Origin of the sequence: Bacillus sp. JJ783 (assembly GCF_036963225.1) — a bacterium.
GTDB lineage: Bacteria > Bacillota > Bacilli > Bacillales > Bacillaceae_G > Bacillus_A > Bacillus_A cereus_U.
In genome coordinates this window covers 10,167-12,978 of sequence record NZ_JBALMG010000081.1, presented here as the reverse complement: position 1 = coordinate 12,978, position 2,812 = coordinate 10,167, and the positions used below count along the sequence as shown (strand labels likewise).

Genomic DNA, 2,812 nt, shown 5'->3' with positions numbered 1-2,812 from the left:
AATTTTCTTAAGCGTTTCGTCATCTACTTTTATAAAATCGCCTAATACGTCATTAAGATAGGGGTAATCTAAAGTTTTATTTTTTAATGATATTTTCCTTTTTTCTATTTTTATTCTCTTATTTCCTAACCTTACCTGTGGTGGATTACGAAGTATATTTAATAATTTTTCTGATGTAATATCACCCTCAAAATCGGGCATTCTATAAATGTAAAGCTTATTGTTAAAAGAAATACCTGGTGGTATGCGATTTAGAAAACGGATAAAGACAGAATGATCAATTATGTAAGTGTTATTAACAAATAGAGGTTCTCCTAGCATAGCTGTAGTTAAAATTATTTTATGAATTCGTTCTGGCTTCCAATCTTTTGGTAAATCCAACTCCTTACATACAATTTCCATATTCTTTATATAAAAATCAGCAATTCTTTCTAACTGTTCAGTTGTACTTCTTTCATTACTTGTCTCTTTAATTTTTGGTTGATGAGCATAGAGCTTTAATAATAGATTGTAGTACTCTCTATATGTAGAAGGTTGACCAAACGCTTTTATCTCCACAAAAAATAGGTCATTATTGAGTTTAAACGCTGCATCACACTCAAAAGTCTCTCCCCTATGACTTTGTTTTAATCTTTTAGCTAATATACCATTCGTATTTAATGCTTTTAAAACATCATTTTCCAAACCAGTTCCTTTAAAAGAAATATCTATGTTGTTATTAACTAACAATGATATGAGAGACATTGAAGGATCAATACTTGCAGCAATTGAAGGGATAAGAATTAAAGCCCCATTAAATTGAATAAATGGGCAATCTAAAAGATCCTTCGCATCATTATCAAATATAAGTTCATCAATTATAATATCAGAGCTAGTTTTAGAAATTCCTCTTTTGACAAATAATTTTTTCCAATATTTCCTTTCTTGAAAAATCGTCCAATTTTTCAAGGAAATCGGGCGCACATATCCATTATTAAATCTATTTTCCAGTTCCTTTTTTGACTCCAATATAATAATTGTATATGCACGAATCCATTCAGCAAGAGATACATTTAAACATTTAATATTCAAATCGTGGGTAAGTAAGAATTCTCCTATAGCAATAGAATAGAATATCTCTTCTTCGCATAAATATTGATTTGGAGCTAATTCTACTGCTTCGGTATTAATTGAAGCAGTCACCTCTGAACTTAAGAAGTCAGAATACCATTTACTTCTCTGGCTTATAAATCGAATTTTCGAGGCTTCCTGAGCTCTTAAAAACCCCTCGTTATTGAGTTTAACATTAAAATTGTTATTATCTTCGGTTACGGTAGTATTACTAAATCTCCATTTTTGTTCCAAATTAATTAATGATGAAAATATATCATAAAGTTCAATATGATCTCTAGCAGCTCGAATGTCGTTCATGCTTACATGTTCTAATTTCTCTAGAGTACCGTTTTCATACTGTAGATATTTCAATATACTACCTGCATTCTCTGCAACGCTGTCTGCAATTCCTCTAGCCTGATTTATAGCGTCTCCAACAGGCAATACTTCAGCTTTAATTGGATTGAATAAGCTGATAACGAAAGGATAAGACTTTTTTATTTCCTGTAATGAATGCCCATTGTTATATTCTGTTAATGATCCCATCCAAATTTCTAAGGCTACAATAAAAGAAAGCACTCTTTTACTTTGAGGAATCTTATTTAATTCCTTTGCTTCTCTTAAATCCCTGAAATCTTGGAAAATGCTATTCAATGAATTTATTGTTGTAACAAAATCATCAATATATTCTTTACAACTAGGGTAATGTTCTTCAATTAATGAAATTATTTCTTTATAAGTATCATTTTTTTTTGAATGGTATGGATTAAAACATATCCCCGAAAGCCTTACTACATCTAATGTTTCTTCTACAGTATGTTCATTCATAAAAACTCCTAAATGAGTCAGAAAGCGCTTTTTATTTCTACCTAATTTCTCTAGTTCATAAAAATCCCATAGTATCAAATTATACACTTCCTATAATATTTATTATTAATATATTAATAATAAATGATATTTGAAAAATATTCAAAATAATAGTTTGTTCACTATATAGTATTAAATTTTTACTTATTTAGGAGTAGGTGTCCCGGTATCTAAACTGGTATTTTAAATGAGTGTATTTTTTTCCTAGTAAATCAAAAACTAAAAAGGCAAACAATTGCTTTTTCATATATTCCTAAACTTCATGTGATAACAGTAGATAAAAAATTTTTCTATCCTGTGGCAATGTGATGGAAGAGTTGAAAGGAGGGTGCAGATAGTTTACCCAATGGTATGCGTTTAATAAAAAGGAAAAATTGATTCACAAAATCAGACTGTCAAAATTCAAAAAGGGTTTATCAACTGAATACTTAAACTTACAGCATAAAATACGATTTCGTTAGAATCTACTATCATATATGCCTAGGTTGATGCAAGAGTTAATCCATTGTCCCTCTCACAATGAACCCTTCTATAACTATGAATCTTACCTAAAATGAAAAAAGACAAAAAAGTCTATCAAAGATGCGAATTTCACTTTATCTGACCATCGTTTAATGAAATATTTTAAAATAGAAATGTTGAAAAATTTCCCAACAGTACGATACAATACGAAGGGAAACATAATCACAAAAAAACATGTATATTTAATTTACAGGAAGGGGAATTAATATGGGAGGGACCATTGAACTAACAAGGTTGTTTTCTTTGTCAGAAAATATGTTAATACAAGATATTGATTACCAAGTTGTAAATGGAATAAGCTATAAAAATAATTTAGAAATATGTGCAATTT

The 2,812-nt window shown here is 29.4% G+C and carries 1 protein-coding gene and 1 pseudogene; one reads left to right on the top strand and one right to left on the bottom strand.

Annotated features, from left to right (window positions below; all coding sequences use genetic code 11):
* Positions 1 to 1,998 (bottom strand): hypothetical protein (locus tag V7038_RS17570; RefSeq protein ID WP_335471122.1); only part of this gene is annotated, 1,998 nt, incomplete at its 3' end.
* A gap of 690 nt (positions 1,999 to 2,688) precedes the next feature.
* Between V7038_RS17570 and V7038_RS29560 the strand changes: the two are divergent.
* A pseudogene (locus tag V7038_RS29560) lies at positions 2,689 to 2,812 on the top strand (DUF6037 family protein); the annotation flags it as partial.